This is a genomic window from Mizugakiibacter sediminis (genome assembly GCF_000953855.2).
Taxonomy (GTDB): Bacteria; Pseudomonadota; Gammaproteobacteria; order Xanthomonadales; family Rhodanobacteraceae; genus Mizugakiibacter; species Mizugakiibacter sediminis.
In genome coordinates this window covers 59,302-74,718 of record NZ_DF970270.1, presented here as the reverse complement: position 1 = coordinate 74,718, position 15,417 = coordinate 59,302, and the positions used below count along the sequence as shown (strand labels likewise).

14 protein-coding genes and 1 pseudogene are annotated in these 15,417 nt (G+C 72.5%); 9 read left to right on the top strand and 6 right to left on the bottom strand.

Annotated features, from left to right (window positions below):
* The 4 genes from tsaE to MBSD_RS14290 form a co-directional block, all read left to right on the top strand.
* Window positions 1–307, top strand: a 307-nt coding sequence (gene tsaE, locus MBSD_RS14305) for a tRNA (adenosine(37)-N6)-threonylcarbamoyltransferase complex ATPase subunit type 1 TsaE (RefSeq protein ID WP_082306691.1), incomplete at its 5' end; no start/stop codon positions are given.
* Between the two features lie 154 nt (window positions 308–461).
* On the top strand, window positions 462–1,841 hold the full coding sequence (locus MBSD_RS14300) for an N-acetylmuramoyl-L-alanine amidase (protein WP_237071823.1): 1,380 nt from the start codon (window positions 462–464) through the stop codon (window positions 1,839–1,841).
* A gap of 51 nt (window positions 1,842–1,892) precedes the next feature.
* Entirely contained in the window at window positions 1,893–3,692 is a 1,800-nt protein-coding gene (gene mutL, locus MBSD_RS14295) for a DNA mismatch repair endonuclease MutL (protein ID WP_062537964.1), read from the top strand.
* A gap of 36 nt (window positions 3,693–3,728) precedes the next feature.
* Complete coding sequence (locus tag MBSD_RS14290; protein WP_062537963.1) at window positions 3,729–4,625, top strand: DUF1684 domain-containing protein; 897 nt, start codon at window positions 3,729–3,731, stop codon at window positions 4,623–4,625.
* Between the two features lie 52 nt (window positions 4,626–4,677).
* Here the strand turns inward: MBSD_RS14290 and MBSD_RS14285 are convergent, their stop codons facing one another.
* Entirely contained in the window at window positions 4,678–5,460 is a 783-nt protein-coding gene (locus tag MBSD_RS14285) for an enoyl-CoA hydratase-related protein (protein ID WP_062537962.1), read from the bottom strand.
* 188 nt (window positions 5,461–5,648) lie between these two features.
* On the opposite strand from MBSD_RS14285, the gene bamJ reads away from it, so the two are divergent.
* Window positions 5,649–6,383, top strand: coding sequence for a BamJ family beta-barrel-assembly machinery protein (bamJ, locus tag MBSD_RS14280; protein WP_082306690.1), 735 nt, complete (start codon window positions 5,649–5,651; stop codon window positions 6,381–6,383).
* Window positions 6,384–6,586: 203 nt separating this feature from the next.
* On the opposite strand, the gene MBSD_RS14275 is transcribed toward bamJ, so the two are convergent.
* Window positions 6,587–6,958 carry a hypothetical protein gene (locus tag MBSD_RS14275; RefSeq protein ID WP_062537961.1) on the bottom strand — a complete coding sequence of 124 codons (372 nt, stop codon included), beginning with the start codon at window positions 6,956–6,958 and terminating at the stop codon, window positions 6,587–6,589.
* A 78-nt stretch (window positions 6,959–7,036) separates the two neighbouring features.
* Between MBSD_RS14275 and MBSD_RS14270 the strand changes: the two are divergent.
* Together MBSD_RS14270 and MBSD_RS14265 are read left to right on the top strand one after the other, a co-directional pair.
* A pseudogene (locus MBSD_RS14270) lies at window positions 7,037–7,815 on the top strand (CoA pyrophosphatase).
* Window positions 7,812–8,672 carry a sulfurtransferase gene (locus MBSD_RS14265; protein ID WP_062537958.1) on the top strand — a complete coding sequence of 287 codons (861 nt, stop codon included), beginning with the start codon at window positions 7,812–7,814 and terminating at the stop codon, window positions 8,670–8,672. The pseudogene MBSD_RS14270 and the gene MBSD_RS14265 overlap by 4 nt, the downstream one beginning before the upstream one ends.
* A gap of 52 nt (window positions 8,673–8,724) precedes the next feature.
* Here MBSD_RS14265 and MBSD_RS14260 read toward each other — a convergent pair whose 3' ends face one another.
* Window positions 8,725–9,480, bottom strand: a complete 756-nt coding sequence (locus MBSD_RS14260) for an enoyl-CoA hydratase/isomerase family protein (RefSeq protein ID WP_062537957.1) — start codon at window positions 9,478–9,480, stop codon at window positions 8,725–8,727.
* A 3-nt stretch (window positions 9,481–9,483) separates the two neighbouring features.
* The gene (locus MBSD_RS14255) at window positions 9,484–10,938 is read right to left on the bottom strand and encodes a DUF4139 domain-containing protein (RefSeq protein ID WP_062537956.1); all 1,455 of its coding nucleotides are present in this window, start codon (window positions 10,936–10,938) and stop codon (window positions 9,484–9,486) included.
* A 59-nt stretch (window positions 10,939–10,997) separates the two neighbouring features.
* Between MBSD_RS14255 and MBSD_RS14250 the strand changes: the two genes are divergently transcribed.
* Window positions 10,998–11,426, top strand: a complete 429-nt coding sequence (locus MBSD_RS14250) for a copper chaperone PCu(A)C (RefSeq protein WP_187300713.1) — start codon at window positions 10,998–11,000, stop codon at window positions 11,424–11,426.
* Between the two features lie 68 nt (window positions 11,427–11,494).
* On the opposite strand, the gene MBSD_RS14245 is transcribed toward MBSD_RS14250, so the two are convergent.
* A complete protein-coding gene (locus MBSD_RS14245) occupies window positions 11,495–11,962 on the bottom strand; it encodes an acyl-CoA thioesterase (RefSeq protein WP_062537955.1) in 468 nt (155 codons plus the stop codon).
* On the bottom strand, window positions 11,959–14,820 hold the full coding sequence (uvrA, locus tag MBSD_RS14240) for an excinuclease ABC subunit UvrA (protein WP_062537954.1): 2,862 nt from the start codon (window positions 14,818–14,820) through the stop codon (window positions 11,959–11,961). Before uvrA ends, MBSD_RS14245 begins: the two co-directional genes overlap by 4 nt.
* Before the next feature lie 278 nt (window positions 14,821–15,098).
* Between uvrA and rplU the strand changes: the two genes are divergently transcribed.
* Window positions 15,099–15,410: a 50S ribosomal protein L21 gene (gene rplU / locus MBSD_RS14235; protein ID WP_062537953.1), complete on the top strand. Its 312-nt coding sequence runs from the start codon at window positions 15,099–15,101 to the stop codon at window positions 15,408–15,410.
* The last annotated feature ends 7 nt before the right edge of the window (window positions 15,411–15,417 follow it).

Sequence of the window (15,417 nt, the reverse complement as noted above, 5' to 3'; positions counted from 1 at the left end):
GGCGCTGGGCGTGGGCGAGCGCGTCAAGAGCCCGACCTACAGCCTGATCGAGAGCTACCGTTTCGACGGGCGGGCCGCGCATCACCTCGACCTGTACCGCATCGCCGATCCCGCCGAACTCGAATACCTCGGCCTGGATGCCTTGGCCGAACCCGGCGGCCTGGTGCTGGTGGAGTGGCCGGAGCGCGGCGCCGGCGCGCTGCCGCCGCCGGACTGGCGGCTCGACCTCGTCCATGCCGGCAGCGGCCGGCGCGCGCGCCTGACGGCGCTGTCCCCGGCGGCGCGGCAGGCCGTGGAGCGCGTGTAATCCGGCCATCGAATCGCCTTGCGGCAGACGCTTGCCGCCGTTTCCTGAACGTGCCGTCACAAACCCCTTGCAGCTTACGGATTGCAAAGGGAAAACCTCTTGCATTGCCGGGGCGATTGCGGTTCAATCCGCCACCATGCGGGGGTCGATGTCCATGATCGGGTTACGGCTGCTGGCCGCCGTCGCGGCGGGCGGTTTCGCGCACGCGGCGAGCGCGGCCGAGGTGCAGGCCCTGCGCGTGTGGTCCGGCCCCGAATACACCCGCGCGGTATTCGACCTGTCCGCTCCGCTGGACTACAAGCTGTTCCAGTTGAGCGGCCCCGACCGCGTCGTGCTCGATCTGGACGGCAGCCGCTTCGCCGACGCGTTCAAGGCGCCGGCGGCCAAGGGGCTGGTCAAGGCCGTGCGCACCGGCAAGCACGGCGAGGGCGGCGTGCGCGTGGTGTTCGATCTCGGCGAAACCGCGCGGCCGAAGAGCTTCCTGCTGAAGCCCACCGACGAGTACGGCTACCGGCTGGTGGTCGATCTGTACGGCGCGGCCAAGGCGGCGCCGACGGTGGTCAAACGCGTCGACGACACGCTGCCCGGCAAGCCGCGCGACGTGGTGGTGGCGGTCGATGCCGGCCACGGCGGCGACGATCCCGGCGCGAAGGGCCCCGGCGGCACCTACGAGAAGAGCGTCACCCTCGCCGTCGCCCGCGACCTGGCCCGGCTGATCGACCAGCAGCCGGGCATGAAGGCGGTGCTGACCCGCGACGGCGACTATTTCATCCCGCTGAAGCGCCGTTACCAGATCGCGCGCGAGAACAAGGCCGACCTGTTCATCTCGATCCACGCCGACGCCTTCACCTCCAGCGACGCGCGCGGTTCCTCGGTGTGGGTGCTGTCGCCGCGCGGCGCGACCAGCGAGGCGGCGCGCTGGCTGGCCGACCGCGAGAACCGCGCCGACCTGGTCGGCGGCGTGTCGCTGGATGACAAGGACGACACGCTCGCCTCCGTGCTGCTGGATCTCTCGCAGGGCTACACCATGGAAGCCAGCAGCGCCGTCGCCAACGCGGTGCTGAAGGCGCTGGCCAAGCTCGGCCCGACCCACCGCGGCTACGTGGAGCGCGCCAACTTCGTCGTGCTGCGTTCGCCCGACGTGCCTTCGGTGCTGGTGGAGACCGCGTTCATCACCAACCCGACGGAAGAGAAGAAGCTGAAGGACCCGCAGCACCGCGAGCAGCTGGCGCAGGCGATCCTCAAGGGCGTGCAGAACTACTTCGAGTCGACGCCGCCGCCGGGCACGCTGTTCGCGCGCAACGCCGGCCGCGAACCGCCGGTGCCGGCACCGCCGAAGCAGACGGTGGCCGCGCGCGGCGGCGCCGCGGACGAGGACAACGCGCAGGCGCTGCATCGCGTGCTGCGCGGCGAGACGCTGTCCGGCATCGCGCAGGAGTACGGCGTCAGCATCGACGCCCTGCGCAGCGCCAACCGCATCGACGACGACAGCGGCCTGCGCGCCGGCGCCGTGCTGGTGATTCCGGCGTCCTGACGTCGGGCGCGGTTCGCCGCTATGCTTGGGGGCCTCGCGCACAGGCCCGCCATGCCGCAGATCCGTCCGCTGCCTCCCGAACTCGTCAACCAGATCGCCGCCGGCGAGGTGATCGAGCGGCCCGCCTCGGTGGTCAAGGAACTGGTCGAGAACAGCCTCGATGCCGGCGCCGCGCGCGTCGAGATCGACATCGAGGAGGGCGGCGCGCGCCTGATCCGCGTGCGCGACGACGGCAGCGGCATCGCCGCCGACGAGCTGGCGCTGGCGGTCGCCTCGCACGCCACCAGCAAGATCGCCAGCTTCGCCGACCTCGAGCGCGTCGCCACGCTCGGCTTCCGCGGCGAGGCGCTGCCGTCGATCGCCTCGGTTTCGCGCTTCGCGCTGACGTCGCGCCCGCGGGCGCAGGACACGGCGTTCCGCCTCGAGGTGGACGGCGGCCGCGCGCAGGCGCCGCGGCCGGCGCCGCATCCGCCGGGCAGCAGCGTCGAGGTGCGCGACCTGTTCTACAACGTGCCGGCGCGGCGCAAGTTCCTGCGCGCCGAGCGCACCGAGTTCGGCCACATCGACGAACTGGTGAAGACGCTGGCGCTGGCGCGCGCGCAGGTCGAGTTCCGCCTCGGCCACAACGGCCGGCCGGTGCGGCTGTTCAAGCCGGCGCGCGACGAAGCCGCGGCGCTGGCGCGCGTCGCCGAGGTGCTGGGCCCGGATTTCCCCGCGCAGAGCCTGCGCGTCGAGCAGCGCGCCGCCGGGCTGGCGCTGTCCGGCTGGGTCGGCCTGCCGACCGCGGCGCGCGCGCAGCCGGACCAGCAGTATTTCTTCGTCAACGGCCGCATGGTGCGCGACCGCGTGGTCGCCCACGCGGTGCGCCAGGCTTACGCCGACGTGCTGTTCCACGGGCGCCATCCCGCCTTCGTGCTGTTCCTCGAACTCGATCCCGAGGCGGTCGACGTCAACGTGCATCCGGCCAAGCACGAGGTGCGTTTCCGCGAGGCGCGGCTGGTGCACGACTTCCTGTTCCGCACGCTGCACGAGGCGATCGCCGGCACGCGCGCCGGCGCCACCGCGCCGCAGCTCGCCGTCGCGCCACCCGCCTCCGCATCGGCTCCGGCGCAGCGCAGCGACCCTTGGCGCGGCCAGGCGCCGCTGCGGCTCGGCGTGCGCGAGGCGCCGGGCGATCCCTACGCCGCGCTGCTCGGCGCGACGCAGGCCGCGCCCGCGGCCGCGTCGCCGGCCATGCCGCCGCAGCCGCAGCCGCAGGACGGCGCGCCGCCGCCGCTCGGCTTCGCGCTGGCGCAACTCGCCGGCATCTACATCCTCGCCGAGAACGCCGAGGGCCTGGTGCTGGTCGACATGCACGCCGCGCACGAGCGCGTGACCTACGAAAAGCTGAAGGCGGCGCAGGCCTGCGACGGCATACGCTCGCAACTGCTGCTGGTGCCGCTGGTGCTGGCGGTCAGCGAACGCGAGGCGGCCGCCGCCGAGGAGCACGCGGAGACGCTGGCCGCGCTGGGGCTGGAACTGGACCGCAGCGGTCCGCAGCAGGTCACCGTGCGGCGCATGCCCGCGCTGCTCGACGGCGCCGACGCGGCGCAGCTGGCGCGCGACGTGTTGGCGGACCTCGTCGCGCACGGCAGTTCGCGCAGGCTGGAGGCACTGCAGAACGAGCTGCTGTCGACCATGGCCTGCCACGGCTCGGTGCGCGCGCACCGGCGCCTGACGCTGCCGGAAATGAACGCGCTGTTGCGCGAGATGGAGGCCACCGAGCGCTCCGGTCAGTGCAATCACGGCCGCCCGACCTGGACCCAGCTCAGCGTGGCCGAGCTCGACCGCCTGTTCATGCGCGGGCGCTGACGCCCGCGCCGTCGTCCACCCTGCACGGAGCGACCGATGTTGCGGACCCGCCTTTTCCTACTCGCCGCCATGGCCGGAGTTGCCCAAGTGTCAGCGATGCCCTCCACCGATTACGTCAAGCAGATCGAGCAATGGCGCACGCAGCGCCTCGCCCGCCTCACCGCCCCGGACGGCTGGTTGAGCCTGATCGGTCTGCACTGGCTGAAGCCGGGCGCGAACACGGTCGGCAGCGCCGCCGACAGCGACGTCGTGCTGAGCAAGGGACCGGCGCATCTCGGCACGATCACCTGGGGCGCGGACGGCAAGGTGCGCATCGCGCTGGCCGAGGGCAGCGGCGCGCTGATCGACGGCAAGCCGCTCGCTTCCGCGGAGCTGCTCGACGACGGCCACGACGCGCCGACGCGCGTCTCGTTCGGCACGGCGAGCTTCTACCTGATCGATCGCGAGGGCCGCAAAGGCCTGCGGGTGAAGGATCCCGAGGCGCCGACGCGCACGCATTTCCTCGGTCTCGACGATTTTCCCGTCGATCCGTCCTGGCGCATCGAGGCGAAATGGATTCCGTTCGAGCCGGCGCGCACGCTGGAGATCCCCACCGTGATCGGCACCGTCGAGAAATATCCGGTGCCGGGCAAGGCGGTGTTCGAGCGCGACGGCCGCACCTACGAGATCCTGCCGGTGATCGAGGTGCCGGGCGACAAGGAGCTGTTCGTGATCTTCGCCGACCGCACCAGCGGCAAGGAGACCTATGGCGCCGCGCGCTTCCTGTACACGCCGATGCCGAAGGACGGCAGGCTGGTGATCGACTTCAACAAGGCCTACAACCCGCCGTGCGCGTTCACGCCGTACGCGACCTGCCCGCTGGCGCCGCCGGAGAACCGGCTGGACCTGCGCGTCACTGCCGGCGAGAAGAAGTACCGCGGCGCCGGGCACTGAGCCCGCATCGCGCGGGGCGGATCGGCGCCGCCGATCCGCCGCAACCGCCCGCTCAGCGCCCGGCGAAGTTCGGCTTGCGCCGTTCGAGGAAGGCGCGCGTGCCTTCGCGCATGTCCTCGGTGGAGAAGCAGAGCGCGAACGCCTGCGTCTCGTGGGCGAGGCCTTGGTCCAGCGCGCACTCGCCGCCCTGGATCACCGCATCGAGGATGCCGGCCAGCGCGTGCGGCGCGGCGGCGGCGAGCTGGTCGGCCAGCGCGTCGACCGCGGCATCGAGCTGCTCCGGCGCGACCACGCGGCCGACGATGCCGAGCTGGCAAGCACGCTGCGCGTCGATCTGCGCGCCGCCGAGGCACAGCTCCAGCGCGGCGCCGCGGCCGGCCAGGCGCAGCAGGCGCTGCGTGCCGCCGAAACCGGGGATCAGGCCGAGGTTGATCTCCGGTTGGCCGAACCTGGCCTTCTCGCTGGCGACGCGCAGATGGCAGGCCATCGCCAGCTCCATGCCGCCGCCCAGCGCGTAGCCCTGCACGCGCGCGATCACCGGCTTGCCGAGGCGCTCGATCGCCAGCATCAGTTGCTGGCCGGCCTGCGAGAACGCCTGCGCCTGCAGCGGCGTCAGCGTGTTCATTTCGGCGATGTCGGCGCCGGCGACGAACGCCTTGTCGCCCGCGCCGGTGAGCACCACGACGCGCACGGCATCGTCGTGGCGCGCCTGGGCGAAGGCGAGCGACAGTTCGTTCAGCGTCTCGCGGTTCAGCGCATTGAGCTTGTCCGGGCGGTTGACGGTGATGGTGCGCACCGCGCCGCGGTCGGCGAGGGCGAGGTTGCGGTAGGCCATGGCGGGATTCCCTGGACGTCGAACCGGCGATGGTAGCGCGGGCGGGAACCTTCCGCCGCCGCCGCGATCCCAGCACACCGGGAATCCGCGCGTTCGCCGCGGGGCGGCGGCCTTGTAGAGCCGCCCGCGGGCGTCCGCTATGATCGAAATTTCGGCGCGCCGGCGGGCGCGCGGCATGGGAGGAAGGCATGAAGTTCATCCGGTACCTGGCAACCCTGGCGCTGGCCGCGGCCTCCGGCGTGGCGCTGGCCCAGGGGGCGCAAACGGCGACGCCGGGCGCGCAGACGCACGCCGCGCCGCAGACGGCGATCGACAAGAACAAGCTGTCCTACGCGGTCGGCTACCAGATCGGCGCCAACCTGTCCGGCGACAAGATCGACGTCGACATGGCGACGGTGGTGCGCGGGCTGCAGGACGCCTACGCCAAGCGCCAGCCGACGGTGCCGGTGGCCGAGATGCAGCAGCAGCTCGGCGCCATGCAGCAGAAACTGTACGCCGAAGCGAAGGCGGCGTTCGACAAGCTGGCCGCGGAGAACAAGCAGGCCAGCGCCAAGTTCCTCGCCGAGAACCGCACCAAGAAAGGCATCGTCACGCTGCCCTCCGGCCTGCAGTACCAGGTGATCGAGGAGGGGCAGGGCAACAAGCACCCGACCGCGGACAGCCAGGTCACGGTGCACTACCGCGGCTCGCTGCCGAACGGGCTGGAGTTCGAGAGCACCTTCGCGCGCGGCGAGCCGGTCACTTTCAACGTGAACCAGACGGTGAAGGGCTGGCAGGAGGTGCTGCCGCTGATGAAGGTCGGCGACTACTGGCGCGTGTTCCTGCCGGCCGACCTGGCCTACGGCGAACGCGGCCAGCCGCCGCGCATCGGCCCCAACCAGGCGCTGGTGTTCGAGATCAAGCTGCTCGACGTGAAGCCTTGACGGACCGCCGCGCGGATCCGGGATCCGCGCGGGCGCCGCCTGTGCCTGACCGAACGCCGTGCGGCGGATCGGCTGCCGGCGCGGTTTGATCCGCCCTGCGCGGTCCACCGGCGGTGGATGCGAGCTGCGCTGCGATGGCGGTTTTGCGGTCGAGTCCGCAAGCGCCTGCGTACAGGCGACCGCGACGGCGACACGGGCCGACGTCAGCCCGGCCCCACCTGCCGCACCTCCTCCAGCGCGCGCTCCATGTCGAGCTTGATGCGGTTGATCAGCCGCGTGGCCGGCTCGGCGGCGGACTCGTCGTTGCCGCCGCCGGACAGCGCCGCCTGGCCCTGGGCGATGATCGCCGCTTCCTCGTCGGGCACGAACTGCGCGAGGTAGACGTAGCCGCGCACCAGCCCTTCGCGCAGCTCCGGCTGGTCCGCCGGCAGCTGTTCGAGCAGCAAGCGGATGGCGTCGCGGATGCGCGCCTTGGGATGCGGCAGCAGCGATTCCGGCAGGCCGTAGACGTCCGGATGCACGCGCGCCAGCACCTTGCCGTAGTCGCTGACCAGCCGCGTGGCGAGTGCGAACATGAAGTGCGGTCCCCGACCGCGGCGCGGCCTTTGGGCTAATCTAGCAACCTTGTCCGGCTTTCCCAACCCGCGATCGTCATGCCCGCCGAAACTCCCGCCGCCGCTTCGCTCACGCCGTGCGTCGGCGTGTGCCGGCTGGGGGCCGACGGCCTGTGCGTCGGCTGTCGCCGCACGCCGGACGAAATCGCCCGCTGGCGCGAGCTCGGCGACGCCGAGCGCCTGCGCCTGATGCGCGACGTGCTGCCGCTGCGGCAGGAGCGCCGATGAACCCGCCGCTGCTGCGCGCGCTGCATCCGCTCGACGCGCCGCCGTCGCCGCCCGGCTGGAACCACGCCGAACTGGCCGATCTGCTCGGCGAGGCGCCGCGCACGCCGGCGGCGGTGCTGGTGCCGGTGTTCGACGGCGCCGAACCGGCGCTGCTGTTCACGCGCCGCACCGAGCATCTGCGCCATCACGCCGGCCAGGTGGCGTTTCCCGGCGGCCGCATCGAGGCGGCGGACGCCGGCGCCGTGGAGGCGGCGCTGCGCGAGAGCGAGGAGGAGATCGGGCTGGCGCGCGACGCGGTGCGCCCGCTCGGCTACCTCGACTGCTTCGAGACGGTCAGCGGCTTCTGCGTGACGCCGGTGGTGGCGCGGGTCGCGCGGGGAACGCCGCTGCGCCCGCATCCGGGCGAGGTCGCCGAAGTGTTCGAGGTGCCGCTGACCTTCTTCCTCGATCCGGCCAACCTGCACACGCGGCGCATGGATTACCGCGGCCGGCCGCGCGAGGTCTACGAGTTCCGCCACGGCGGCCATGTCATCTGGGGCGTGACCGCGGGCATCCTGGTCAACCTGCTGCGCAGGATGGGGACGCCATGACGACCTACGCGACGTTGATCGCCGCGCCCGAGCTGGCGGCGCTGCCGCCCGCCGAGGTGCTGATCGTCGACTGCCGCTTCGATCTCGCCGATGCCGACGCCGCCCAGCGCCAGCACGCCGAGGCGCACGTGCCGGGCGCGGTCTACGCGCACCTCGATCGCGAGCTGTCCGACCTGTCCAAGCGCGGCCTCGGCCGCCATCCGCTGCCCGACGCGGCGGCGTTCTCCGCGCTGCTGTCGCGCTGGGGCTGGACGCCGGCGCTGCAGGTGGTGGCCTACGACGCCGCCGGCGGCGCGCTGGCCGCGGCGCGGCTGTGGTGGATGCTGCGTCTCGTCGGCGCCGCGCGCGCCGCCGTGCTGGACGGCGGCATGCAGGCGTGGATCGCGGCCGGCCTGCCGCTGGAAGCGGGCGTGCCGGCGCGCACGCCGACGCGCGTCGAGGCGCACTACGACGAGACGCAGCTCGCCGGTTTCGACGTCGCCGCGCGCGCCGGGCGCGACCCTTCGCTGCTGCTGCTGGACGCGCGCGCCGCGCCGCGCTACCGCGGCGAGATCGAGCCGATCGATCCGGTCGCCGGCCACGTGCCCGGTGCGCGCAACCGCCCGTTCGCCGACAACCTCGACGACAGCGGCCGCTTCAAGCGCGCGCAGACGCTGCGCCACGAGTTCGCCGCGCTGCTCGGCGCGCGCAAGCCGACGGACGTCGTGCACATGTGCGGCTCCGGCGTCACCGCCTGCCACAACCTGCTGGCGATGGAGCACGCCGGTCTGAGCGGCTCGCGCCTGTTCGCGCCGTCGTGGAGCGGCTGGGTCAGCGACCCGTCGCGGCCGGTGGAGAAGGCGGAAGCGGGGCAATAGTGGCGGGAAACGCGCGGGGGCTTGCCGGGCGCGCGCTCCTCGCCGAGCCGCACTATTTTTTCTCTTTGAGCCGCGCGACCAGCGCGTGCAGCACGGCTTGCGCTTCCGGCTCGAACCAGACCTCGAGGAACTCTTCGACGCGCAGCGCCGCCGGATCGAACATCGCGGCGAGATCGGCGCGCGCCTTCGCCCGCGTCTCCAGCATGGCCTTGCGCGGCAGCGCCAGCAGTTCGCGCAGCCAGGCCAGCGCGTGCGTGACCACGTGGTCGACGTCGGCCAGTTCGTCGACGAAGCCGATCGCGCGCGCCTGCTCGGCGTCCAGCATCGCGCCCGCCACCAGCAGCCGTTCGGCGCGGTGCGAACCGAGCAGGCGGCGCAGCGCCGCCTGGATGCAGTCCGGCACGGTCAGGCCGACCTGCACCTCGTTCAGGCCGATCTTGAACGGGCCGTGCGCCATCACCCGCCAGTCGCACATCAGCGCCAGCACCGCGCCGCCGGCCGGGCTGTGGCCGGTGACGGCGGCGGCGACCGGAATCGGCGAGCGTGCCAGCGCCGTGCAGGCGCCGTAGAAGTCGCGCCAGAACGCCGCGAAGCGCTCGCGGTCCAGCGTCAGCAGTTCGGGCACGTCGAGGCCGGCGGAGAACATCCCGGGCGCGCCCGACAGCAGCAGCGCGCTCGCGCCCTCGCCGGGGGCAGCCTCGACGGCGCGGCGCAGCGCCGCCAGCAGCGCGGGGTTGAGCGCGTTGACCGGCGGTCGCGCCAGGCGCAGCTCGCGGATGCCGCCTTCGTGTTCGATGGTCTGCAGCATGGTTCACTCCGCGTCCTGATCGGCGGTCCAGGCGTAGCGCAGCGCGTAGTCGAGCGTGGCGCTGCCGTGCGCGGGCACCGGCACGGCGAACTCGAGCAGGTCGGGCGTCTGCCGGCTCGGCTTCAGCGACGACGAGGCGAGTGCCCATGCGCGCCAGCGCGCGGGGTGCTCGCGCACCGTCACCGTGCGCGCCGTGTCGCCGGCGTTGCTCAGCGTGACGCGGAAGGCCTCGTCCATGCGCCGCGCGGCGCGGTCGACGTGGAAGGCGGTGCGCTCGCGCTCGCCGCGCAGGTCGAAGGCGCTGCCCAGCGTCGCGTCCACCGGCCTGCCCTTCGGCGTGTCGTCGATGCGCGCCTCGCCGAGCAGGGCGGGATGGCCGTCGCGATCGAGCGTCAGCACGCGCAGGTAGCCGGCCGGCAGCGCGTCGAAGGCGTCGAAGCGCAGCGTGCTGGCGATGCGGTCCTCGACGCGCGGCGGCCCCATGTCCGGCTGCAGCTGCGGCACCGGCGGGTTCCACGCGTGCGGAGTCGGGTCGAACACCCAGGCGCGCCGGCATTCCAGCGTGCGCGCGGCGTACAGCGGCACCTGGCTGACGCTGGCGTCGGGCAGGTCGACGCGCTGCGGCAGGGTGTAGCTGCGGTAGTCGCCCAGCGCGGCCTGCTGCGGCAGGTAGCCGTCGGCCTCGGCGGCCGGCGCCGCCATCGCCTTCATCATCACCGGACGCGGGCCGCCGCTCTTGGCGAAGTTCGGTTCGCCGGCGATCAGCTTGAGCGCCGCGTCGCGGTAGTCGCGGCCGCTGCGGTTGGCGATGCTGGCGCGCGCATCGAAGTCGATGCGGCAGGCGGCGCCCTCCTGCAGCGTCGCCGTGTACGCCGCGCGCCAGCCGAGGCCGCCCGCCGGATAGGTGAGCGCGGCGTCGGTCGCGCCCTTGCGCGCGCTGTCGACGGTCAGCGCCAGCGTCGCACCGCGCGTGCCGGCGTCGGCGCCGCTCAGCGCCACCGCGGCGTAGTCGCGCAGCACCAGCACGCGGCCGTCGGCGGTGCGCACGCTGAGGCCGTCGCCGGCATCCAGCAGCTCGCCTTCGGCCAGCGGCTTGCCGTCGGCGTTCAGCACGCTGACCGGATGGCCGATCTGCCGCGCCAGCAGCGCGCCGCCCTGGCCGCGCGGCAGCAGCAGGCGCTGCATCAGGACGCGCACGCCGCGGCCGGCGTCGAGGTCGACCGCTTCGGGATCGAGCGTGGCGGGCAGTCCGGCGAGCGTCAGCGTCTGCACGCCGCCGTCGAGCTGCAGCGTGCGGCGTTCGTGCACCAGCGCGTAGCCGTCACCGCTGGCGCCTTCGCCGCCGGCGTACAGCGCGGGGCTGTCGCTGCGGTAGACGGTGAGGGCGGGGCCGTCGGCGGCGACGGCGGGCGCGGCGATCAGCGCGGCGAGCGATGCGGCGAGCAGGGAGCGGGTCATGTCGCGACAACCTCCTGTCAGGGGACGCGGGCTATCATAGCCGCGCCTGGAGGATGCCCATGAACGTTGCCCTGCTGCGCGGCCTCGCCGTCGCGTTGTCGCTGATGGCCGGCACGGAGGTCCACGCCGCCGGCCGCCTGACCGTCGAGGATGCGTGGATCCGCGCCGCGCCGCCGGGCGCGATGATGCTGGCCGGCTACATGGTGCTCGGCAACGCCGGCGACGCGCCGGTGGTGCTCGCCGCCGCGGACAGCGATGCCTTCGGCGAGGTGTCGATGCACCGCACGGTCGAGGAACACGGCGTCGCGCGCATGCGTCCGCTGGAACGCGTCAGCGTGGCGCCCGGCCAGCGCGTCGTGTTCGCCCCGGGCGGCATGCACCTGATGCTGATGCAGCCGAAGCGCGCGCTGCATGCGGGCGACCGGGTCACGATCCGGCTGATGCAGACCGACGGCGCGGCCACGCCGGTCGAGTTCGCGGTGCGCTGATCGCGGCGCGCCGGCGCGACCTCGACGCCGCGGCGCGCCACGTGATCGGCAACCCGATGCGCGCCGGTTCAGCCGCAGGCGGCGCGGATCGCTTGCGGCAGCGTGACCGGCCGGCCGTTTTCCGGGTCGGCCCAGACCATCACCACGCGGCCGTCGCAGTACAGCCGATCCGCATCCGTGGCGTCGACGATGCGGTGGGCGAGGGTGAGCGAGCTGTTGCCGAGGCGCTCGCAGTAGAGCTGCACCACGATCTGCGCCGGCCATTCGATCGGCCGGCGGTAGTTCACCTCGGCCGCCGCCTGCAGCGGCATCGCGTGCGCGTCGAACCAGGGGCCGGGCACCTGCCGCAGCCATTGCAGGCGCGCTTCCTCGAGATAGGTGAGATAGGTCGAGTTGTTGACGTGGTTGAAGGCGTCGAGGTCGCGCCAGCGCACGGCGATCGGCGCGGCGATCAGCAGCTTCGGCGCCGGCGCTGCGGCGGACGCGGTGTCGGTGGCGGCTTCGCCGGCGTGCTTGCGGCCTTTCCTCGGGGTCATGCGCGCTTCTTCCGTTTCTGCGGCTGCGCCGGCGCCATGTCGAGCACGCGGGCGAGGAAACGGCCGGTGTAGGAATGCCCGGCCGCGGCGATCTCCTCCGGCGTGCCGGTGGCGATGATGCGGCCGCCGCCGGCGCCGCCTTCGGGGCCGAGATCGACGATCCAGTCGGCGGTCTTGATCACGTCGAGGTTGTGCTCGATCACCACCACCGTGTTGCCGTGCTCGACCAGGCGATGCAGCACGCGCAGCAGCTGCTCGATGTCGTGGAAATGCAGGCCGGTGGTCGGTTCGTCGAGGATGTACAGCGTGCTGCCGGTGTCGCGCCGCGACAGCTCCTTCGACAGCTTGACGCGCTGCGCCTCGCCGCCGGACAGCGTGGTCGCGCTCTGGCCCAGCTTGATGTAGCCGAGGCCGACGTCGATCAGCGTCTCCAGCTTGCGCGCCAGCATCGGCACGTTCTCGAACAGCTTCAGCGCGTCCTCGACGGTCATGTCGAGCACGTCGGCGATGGTGTGGCCCTTGTAGGTGATCTCCAGCGTCTCGCGGTTGTAGCGCTTGCCGTGGCAGACGTCGCAAGGCACGTAGACGTCGGGCAGGAAGTGCATCTCTACCTTGATCAGGCCGTCGCCCTCGCAGGCTTCGCAGCGGCCGCCGCGCACGTTGAAGCTGAAGCGCCCGGCCTGGTAGCCGCGCGCACGCGCTTCCGGCACCTGCGCGAACAGCTCGCGCAGCGGCGTGAACAGACCGGTGTAGGTGGCCGGGTTGGAACGCGGCGTGCGGCCGATCGGCGATTGGTCGATGTCGACCACCTTGTCGAACAGCCCCAGTCCCTCGATCGATTCGAACGGCGCCGGCTGCTCGCCGGCGCCGTTCAGTTCGGCGGCGGCGTGGCGGAACAGGGTGTCGTTGATCAGCGTCGACTTGCCCGAGCCGGACACGCCGGTGACGCAGGTGAACAGGCCGGCCGGGATCTCCAGGTCGACGTGCTGCAGGTTGTTGCCGCAGGCGCCCTTCAGCCGCAGCATGCGTTCCGGGTCGGCGACGCGGCGCTGTTTCGGCACCTCGATGACGCGGCGGCCGGCCAGGTAGTCGCCGGTCAGCGAGCGCGGCGCGGCGACGATGTCGGCGACGCCGCCCTGCGCGACCACCTCGCCGCCGTGCACGCCGGCGCCGGGGCCGATGTCGACGATGTGGTCGGCGGCGCGGATGGCGTCCTCGTCGTGCTCGACCACGATCACCGTGTTGCCGAGGTCGCGCAGGCGCGTGAGCGTGCCGAGCAGACGCTCGTTGTCGCGCTGGTGCAGGCCGATCGAAGGTTCGTCCAGCACGTACATCACGCCGACCAGGCCGGCGCCGATCTGGCTGGCCAGGCGGATGCGCTGCGCCTCGCCGCCGGACAGCGAGTCGGCCTGGCGGTCGAGGGTGAGATAGTCGAGGCCGACGTCGACCAGGAAGCGCAGGCGCTCGCGGATCTCCTTGACGATCTTCGCCGCGATCTCGCCGCGCCAGCCGGCGAGCTTCAGCGCGTCGAAGAAGCCGAGCGCGCGATCGATCGACAGCGACGCGAGCTGCGGCAGCGTGTGCTCGGCGACGAACACGTGGCGCGCGGAGCGGTTGAGGCGCTGGCCGCCGCAGTCGGGGCAGGGCTGCTCGGCGATGTACTTGGCCAGTTCCTCGCGCACCGCCGCCGATTCGGTTTCGCGGTAGCGGCGCTCGAGATTGGGCAGGATGCCCTCGAAGCGGTGCTCGCGGGTGACCTTGCCGCCGCGCTCGGTGAGGTAGCGGAAGGCGATCACCTCGTCGCCGGAGCCGTGCAGCACGGCGCGCTGCACCTTCGCCGGCAGCGCCTGCCAGGGCGTGTCGACGTCGAAGCCGTAGTGCTTCGCCAGCGACAGGAGCAGCTGGAAATAGTGCGCGTTGCGGCGGTCCCAGCCGCGCACCGCGCCGGCGGCCAGCGACAGCTCGGGGTGGGCGACCACGCGCTTGGCGTCGAACACCTGGGTGACGCCGAGGCCGTCGCAGGCGGGGCAGGCGCCGACCGGCGAGTTGAACGAGAACAGGCGCGGTTCCAGCTCCGGCAGCGAGTAGTCGCAGACCGGGCAGGAGTAGCGCGAGGAGTAGAGCTGCTCGGGCGCCTTGGCGTCGTCCATGTCGGCGACGATCGCCAGGCCTTCGCCCAGCCTGAGCGCCGTCTCGAAGGACTCGGCCAGGCGCTGCTTCAGCTCCGGGCGCGGGCGGAAACGGTCGATCACCGCCTCGATGGTGTGCTTCTGGCGCAGCGCCAGCGTCGGCACCGCGTCGAGGTCGTACACCGTGCCGTCGACGCGCGCGCGCACGTAACCCTGCGCGCGCAGCTGCTCGAACACCTGCACGTGCTCGCCCTTGCGCTCGCGCACCACCGGCGCCAGCAGCATCCAGCGCCTGTCCGCGTCCAGCGCCAGCGCGGCGTCGACCATCTGGCTGACCGTCTGCGCCTCCAGCGGGATGCCGTGGTCGGGGCAGCGCGGCGTGCCGACGCGCGCGTACAGCAGGCGCAGGTAGTCGTAGACCTCGGTGATGGTGCCGACCGTCGAGCGCGGATTGTGCGAGGTGGACTTCTGCTCGATCGAGATCGCCGGCGACAGGCCCTCGATGTGGTCGACGTCCGGCTTTTCCATCATCGACAGGAACTGCCGCGCGTACGCCGACAGCGACTCGACGTAGCGGCGCTGGCCCTCGGCGTAGATGGTGTCGAACGCCAGCGAGGACTTGCCCGAGCCGGACAGGCCGGTGATCACGATCAGCCGGTCGCGGGGCAGGTCGAGGTCGACGTTCTTGAGGTTGTGGGTGCGGGCGCCGCGGATGCGGATGGTGTCCATGACGCGGGGAGATGGGGGCGGGTCCGCTACTATAACAACCGCCCGATCTCACCCCCGGAGACGGCCGCCGGTCGCAGCCGGCGCAGGGCGGAAGCGCCGCGCAGCGGCGCTTCCGCCGTCCGCGCCCGGTGCCGGCCCCGGCGGAAACCGCTGCGCGGTTCCGCCCTGCGGCGGGCTCGGGGGGGCGACGCGGGCGCGGTTTGACCTGCGGCCCGGCCCCCCGCTATACTCGCGCGTTCGCAACACCATCCAGAAGAACTACAGAAGGGTCATCCGCCATGTACGCAGTCATCAAGACCGGCGGCAAGCAGTACCGCGTGATGCAGGGCGAAGTCCTGCGCGTCGAGCTGCTGCCCGCCGAAGTGGACAGCACCGTCCAGTTCGACCAGGTCCTCATGGTCGGCGAGGGCGAGTCGGTCAAGGTCGGCACGCCGCTGGTCGCCGGCGCCACGGTGAGCGCCAAGGTGCGCGCGCACGGCCGCGCGGACAAGGTCCGCATCGTCAAGTTCCGCCGCCGCAAGCACCATCGCAAGCAGATGGGCCACCGGCAGCACTACACCGAAATCGAGATCACGGGCATCAGCGCCTGAGCGCGGG